The 6,108-nt window shown below is 52.6% G+C and carries 5 protein-coding genes; 3 read left to right on the forward strand and 2 right to left on the reverse strand.

Going from position 1 to position 6,108, the window contains the following annotated elements:
• Window positions 1–208: 208 nt before the first annotated feature.
• Together lysP and yieE are read right to left on the reverse strand one after the other, a co-directional pair.
• Entirely contained in the window at window positions 209–1,678 is a 1,470-nt protein-coding gene (gene lysP / locus FDX19_RS17370; RefSeq protein WP_137383673.1) for a lysine-specific permease, read from the reverse strand.
• A gap of 195 nt (window positions 1,679–1,873) precedes the next feature.
• On the reverse strand, window positions 1,874–2,755 hold the full coding sequence (gene yieE / locus FDX19_RS17375; protein WP_048211165.1) for a DNA-binding transcriptional regulator YeiE: 882 nt from the start codon (window positions 2,753–2,755) through the stop codon (window positions 1,874–1,876).
• 133 nt (window positions 2,756–2,888) lie between these two features.
• On the opposite strand from yieE, the gene FDX19_RS17380 reads away from it, so the two are divergent.
• The 3 genes from FDX19_RS17380 to FDX19_RS17390 all read left to right on the forward strand — a co-directional run bounded on the left by FDX19_RS17380 (window position 2,889) and on the right by FDX19_RS17390 (window position 6,075).
• The gene (locus FDX19_RS17380) at window positions 2,889–3,938 is read left to right on the forward strand and encodes a YeiH family protein (protein WP_137383674.1); all 1,050 of its coding nucleotides are present in this window, start codon (window positions 2,889–2,891) and stop codon (window positions 3,936–3,938) included.
• Between the two features lie 188 nt (window positions 3,939–4,126).
• A complete protein-coding gene (gene nfo, locus FDX19_RS17385) occupies window positions 4,127–4,984 on the forward strand; it encodes a deoxyribonuclease IV (RefSeq protein WP_137383675.1) in 858 nt (285 codons plus the stop codon).
• A gap of 2 nt (window positions 4,985–4,986) precedes the next feature.
• On the forward strand, window positions 4,987–6,075 hold the full coding sequence (locus tag FDX19_RS17390) for a sugar kinase (RefSeq protein ID WP_137383676.1): 1,089 nt from the start codon (window positions 4,987–4,989) through the stop codon (window positions 6,073–6,075).
• Window positions 6,076–6,108: the final 33 nt, after the last annotated feature.

Consider the following 6,108-nt stretch of genomic DNA (forward strand, 5'->3'; position numbering starts at 1 on the left):
TGAACATGAGGTGAACGGAACCCTTTCTCAGAGAGAGCATGTTCATTACCCCGCCAACACATGTTGATGCTTTCTGAAACTGAAATGTTAACTGAACAGGGTGAGTGCCGGGGGAGGGTTATTGTCTGCCGGATGGCAGCACGGAGGCCTTACCCGACCTACACTATCTTACGTAGGCCGGATAAGCGCGATGCCATCAGGTACTAGATTACTTCTTCACACGTTTCGGAAAGTGCATTTCGCTGTAACGAACGAAACGGGTTCCTTTGGTCAACTTATAGCCAAACCAGATGATCAGGAACAGCGGGATACCAATGTAGGTTGCCATTACGCCGCCCCAGTCAATGGTATCTTTCAGGAACGCTTCGTAGTTTTGCCCCAGGGTGATTATCAGACACAGGACAAAGGCAAAGATCGGCCCCAGAGGGAAGAAGCCTGAGCGATACGGCAGATCCTTAATATCATGGCCCTGCAACACATAACCACGACGGAAACGATAGTGGCTAATCGCAATTCCCAGCCAGGCGATAAAACCCGTCATCCCGGAGGTGTTCAACAGCCACAGGTACACCGTCTGGTTACCAAACATGGATGTCAGGAAGCACAGACCTGCCACGACAGTCGTCGCATACAGCGCGTTACGCGGTACGCCGCCACGAGACAGTTTAGAGAAAATACGCGGCGCTTTACCGTCACATGCCAGGGTGTAGAGCATACGTGTTGATGCATACATACCGGAGTTACCCGCCGACAGCACCGCCGTCAGGATAACGGCGTTCATCACCGCCGCCGCAGACAGCAGACCCGCGTGCTGGAATACCAGCGTGAACGGGCTGACGCTGATGTCTTTTACATCATTGCGCAGCAGGCTCGGATCGGTATACGGGATAATCAGGCTGATAATCAAAATCGCGAACACATAGAACAGCAGAATTCGCCAGAATACCTGGCGCACCGCGCGTGGAATGTTCTTCTCTGGATCTTCAGATTCGCCCGCGGCGATACCAATCAACTCGGTCCCCTGGAAGGAGAAGCCGACGATCATCGCCACACCAATCATGGCGGCAAAACCACCAGCAAAGGGTGCATCACCTGTCGTCCAGTTACTCCAGCCCACCGGTTGAGCACCTTTGAAGATACCGATAATCATCATCACGCCAACCACGATGAAGATAATCACGGTGGTGACTTTGATCAGTGAGAACCAGTATTCCGCTTCACCAAATCCACGAACCGAGATGTAGTTCAGCAGGAAGATAACGCCAAGGAACAGCGCACTCCAGATCCAGCCTGGCGTATCCGGGAACCACCAGCTCATGACCAATTGTGCGGCCACCAGGTCCACGGCGATAGTCACCGCCCAGTTGTACCAGTAGTTCCAGCCGAGCGCGAAGCCAAAGCCTTCTTCTACATAGTTCTGACCGTAGGTAGAGAACGAACCGGAAACCGGCATGTAGGCAGCCAGCTCACCGAGACTGGTCATCAGGAAGTACACCATCAGGCCAATCAGAATATAGGAAAACAGCGCGCCGCCAGGACCCGCCGCAGAAATGGTTGCACCAGATGCAACAAAAAGACCCGTACCGATGGAACCACCAATGGCGATCATCGTCAGGTGACGCGCCTTCAGTTCACGGCGTAGCGTGGGCGCTTCTGTGGTTTTAGTTTCGGAAACCATGTGAAAATGCTATCCATCCAAAAAATGAGGCGCGATTGTAGCAGACGAAATGGCATTCTTCCGGCACAAATGCGCTGTTATAAGAGACCTTCATGACTGGCCGCGGATTATAAGTAAAGCAGAAAATGGGCAACGTATGACGATTGCCCTCAGTTGACGATGGGGTGTTCATTGCAGGCGCGACGCACCAGCGTCTTATTCAACCTGCTCTACCTGGTCGCTATAACGCAAAAAACGCAGCAGCGAGTTTGAAAGATGTTTTTGGCGATGATGGACGCGCCAAAGCGTGCGGACCAGACGTGGCAACGGCACCGGAACTTCGCTTAACGTTCCTGCCTGCAGTTGTTCGGCAATAACCCGGCGCGACAAGCAGCTGATCCCCAGGCCATGGCGGACAGCATGTTTAATAGCTTCAGAGTTACCCAACTCCATTGCCATCTGAAATCTCGGTAGATGAGACAGCAACAGGTAATCCACCAGCTCACGGGTACCGGACCCACGTTCGCGCAGGATCCAGGGCGAAGCCGCAAGTTGCTCCAGCGTCACCGGGCCCGTGGTTAGCGGCGATGACGGCGCCGCAAATACCACCAGTTCATCTTCCAGCCACGGTTCAGAGATGATCTCCGTACTGTGACAGGGCCCTTCGATAAGCCCGATGTCGACCCGAAAATCCAGCACCGCATTGATAACATCCTGGCTGTTGCCCACGCTGAGTTCCAGCGGCAAGTCGGGGAAATCACGCCGGTAACCTGCAATCATGGCAGGTAAAATATAGTTGCCGATGGTGCTACTGGCATAGACGCGAATCGCGCCATTATCTTCACGAAAAAGCTGTTCGATTTCTGTCGTTTGCTCGAGCAAGGCCAACGCACGCGGATAGAGTAAGCGCCCGTGCTCATTGACGACCAGCCGCTTGCCGACACGGTCAAACAGTTGCACGCCAAGTTGCCCCTCTAAATCGGTAAGCGCAGCACTCACCGCTGACTGCGACAATGACAACATGACAGATGCCTGAGTCGTCGAGCCGCTTTTCAGTACCTCAGCAAACACTTCAAGTTGTCGCAGGGTGATATGCATAGTCGTTTTCCACCGGGTAGCTCGCGCTTACCACTTATAAAGATTAATTATAAATATATAATCAATTTTATTTTTAAGCCACTTCACCTTACAATTTTTGCCAAGAAATCATTCAAATTGTTCAGGAGGGGTTATGACTGAACTCGCCCTACAGAATCATCGTCGTACAGTGTGGCATTTTATTCCGGGGCTTGCCCTGAGTGCAGTTATCACCGGGGCCGCCTTATGGGGAGGTTCCATTCCCGCCGTCGCAGGTGCCGGGTTCAGCGCCCTCACCTTAGCCATCTTATTCGGGATGGTTATCGGCAACACCGTGTATCCACAAATCTGGAAAAGCTGTGACGGTGGCGTGCTGTTTGCCAAGCAACATTTACTGCGTCTGGGGATCATCCTTTATGGTTTCCGCCTCACCTTCGCCCAAATAGCCGACGTTGGTGTCAGCGGTATCGTCATTGATGTCCTGACGCTCAGCAGCACCTTTATGCTGGCCTGCTTCCTCGGACAGAAAGTCTTTGGTCTGGACAAACACACCAGTTGGTTGATTGGTGCGGGGAGCAGCATTTGTGGTGCCGCCGCGGTATTAGCCACCGAGCCGGTGGTGAAAGCAGAAGCCAGTAAGGTAACGGTCGCCGTTGCTACCGTGGTTATCTTCGGGACCATTGCTATCTTCCTGTACCCGGCAATGTACCCGCTACTGGCGCACTGGTTTAGCCCGGAAACCTACGGGATTTATATTGGCTCCACGATGCATGAAGTTGCACAGGTTGTTGCTGCCGGGCATGCAATCACTCCGGAAGCTGAAAACGCAGCCGTCATTGCTAAAATGCTGCGTGTCATGATGCTGGCTCCGTTCCTCATCATCCTGGCAGCTCGTGTTAAACAACTGTCTCCGGCGACCGGCGGAGAGAAAAGTAAAATCACTATTCCGTGGTTTGCCATCCTGTTTATTGTGGTCGCGATTTTTAACTCGTTCCACCTGCTGCCACAGTCAGTGGTGAACATGCTGGTGACGCTGGACACCGTGTTGCTGGCGATGGCGATGGCAGCACTGGGGTTAACCACTCACGTGAGTGCGCTGAAAAAAGCCGGTGCAAAACCTCTGCTGATGGCGCTGGTGCTGTTTGTCTGGCTGATTGTGGGCGGTGGCGCGATTAACGTTGCCATCCACGCGCTGATGGCATAATCGATCACGACTCACCTCCATTAACCCGCTATACTCTTCCCTTTTGAGTATGGCGGGTTTTTCCCGTCATATTTCAAGTTGCAGGCGCGTTGGCTGCACTCGTTCACCCCAGTCACGTACTGAAGTACGCTTCCGGGGATTCTCTCTCTTGCCACCTTCCTGCAACTCGAACTATTTAGGGAATCATTATGAAATACATCGGAGCGCATGTAAGCGCCGCTGGCGGTCTGGCTAACGCTGCTATTCGAGCTGCAGAAATCGAAGCGACCGCATTCGCCCTGTTCACCAAAAATCAGCGCCAGTGGCGCGCCGCACCATTGACCACTGAAGTCATTGATGACTTCAAGGCAGCCTGCGAGAAATATCACTTTTCCTCCGCACAAATCCTGCCACACGACAGCTACCTGATTAACCTCGGCCATCCCGTCAGCGACGCGCTGGAAAAATCACGCGATGCTTTTCTTGATGAAATGCAGCGCTGCGAGCAGCTTGGTTTATCCCTGCTTAACTTTCACCCGGGCAGCCACTTAATGCAGATCCCGGAAGATGAATGCCTGGCGCGTATTGCCGAATCAATCAACATTGTCCTTGCTCAGACTCAGGGCGTGACGGCAGTCATTGAAAACACCGCCGGGCAAGGCAGTAATCTGGGTTTTAAGTTCGAGCATCTGGCGGCAATCATCGACGGCGTGGAGGATAAATCCCGTGTAGGTGTCTGCATCGACACCTGCCACGCCTTCGCGGCCGGTTACGATTTGCGTTCCGCTGACGAGTGTGAAAAGACATTCGCTGAATTTGAACGTATTGTCGGCTTTAACTATTTACGCGGTATGCACCTGAACGATGCCAAGAGCGCATTTGGCAGCCGCGTTGACCGCCACCATAGCTTAGGGGAAGGCAATATCGGTCACGATGCATTCCGCTGGATCATGCAGGACAACCGTTTTGACGGCATCCCACTGGTACTGGAAACCATCAACCCTGATATCTGGGCCGAAGAAATTGCATGGCTAAAAGCGCAGCAAACTGAAAAGGCGGTTGCATAATCATGAACGACAGGGAAAAGCAGATCCTTAAGATCCTGCGACGCAATCCGCTGATACAACAAAATGAAATCGCCGATATTTTGCAGATCAGTCGTTCGCGCGTCGCCGCACATATTATGGATTTGATGCGCAAAGGAATGATCAAAGGTAAAGGTTATATCCTTACCGAACAAGATTATTGCGTCGTCGTCGGGGCAATAAACATGGATATTCGTGGTGTCGCTGACATCCACTATCCTCAAGCCGCATCTAACCCCGGCAGCATCCACTGTTCTGCAGGCGGCGTGGGACGAAACATCGCCCACAACCTGGCGCTACTGGGCCGCGACGTGCATTTAATCTCCGCAGTTGGCAGCGATTTCTATGGCGAAACGCTGCTGGAACAGACCCGTCAGGCCGGTGTTAACGTTTCCAATTGTATTCGTCTGCATGGACATAACACCTCCACCTATTTGTCGATCGCGAATCAGCAGGAAGAGACCGTACTGGCGATTAACGATACCCACATTCTGCAACAGCTAACACCGCAGTTGCTGAACGGTTCACGGGATCTTATCCGCCATTCCGGCGTCGTGCTGGCAGATTGCAACCTGACGGCTGAAGCCATCGAGTGGGTATTTACTATTGCTGATGACATTCCGGTATTTATTGATACCGTTTCAGAGTTCAAAGCGGCAAAAATGAAGACCTGGTTTACACGTATTCATACGCTCAAACCCACGCAGAAAGAGCTCGGTATTTTATGGGGTAAGCCTGTCCAGTCGGATGCGGATCGCGTGCAAGCCGTCAACGACCTCCATCAGCAGGGCGTAAAACGCATCTTTGTGTGTCTGGAAGACGAATCCGTTTTTTGCAGCGAAAAGGACGGAGAGCAATTTTTACTGACATCGCCGAAGCATACGGTGATAGACAGCTTCGGCGCCGATGACGCATTTATGGCGGGATTGTTATACAGCTTCCTGGAAGGCAGTGAGTTCCGCGAAAGCGCGCAGTTTGCAATGGCCTGCGCAGCATTATCACGCGCCAGCGTCAGTATTAACAACCCGACGCTCTCTGCCGATAATGCCCTGTATTTGCTGAAAACCGCTTAGATATAATGCCGGATGGCGCTACGCTTATCCGGC

The sequence above is a fragment of the Citrobacter sp. wls619 genome (assembly GCF_005281345.1).
Taxonomy (GTDB): Bacteria; Pseudomonadota; Gammaproteobacteria; order Enterobacterales; family Enterobacteriaceae; genus Citrobacter.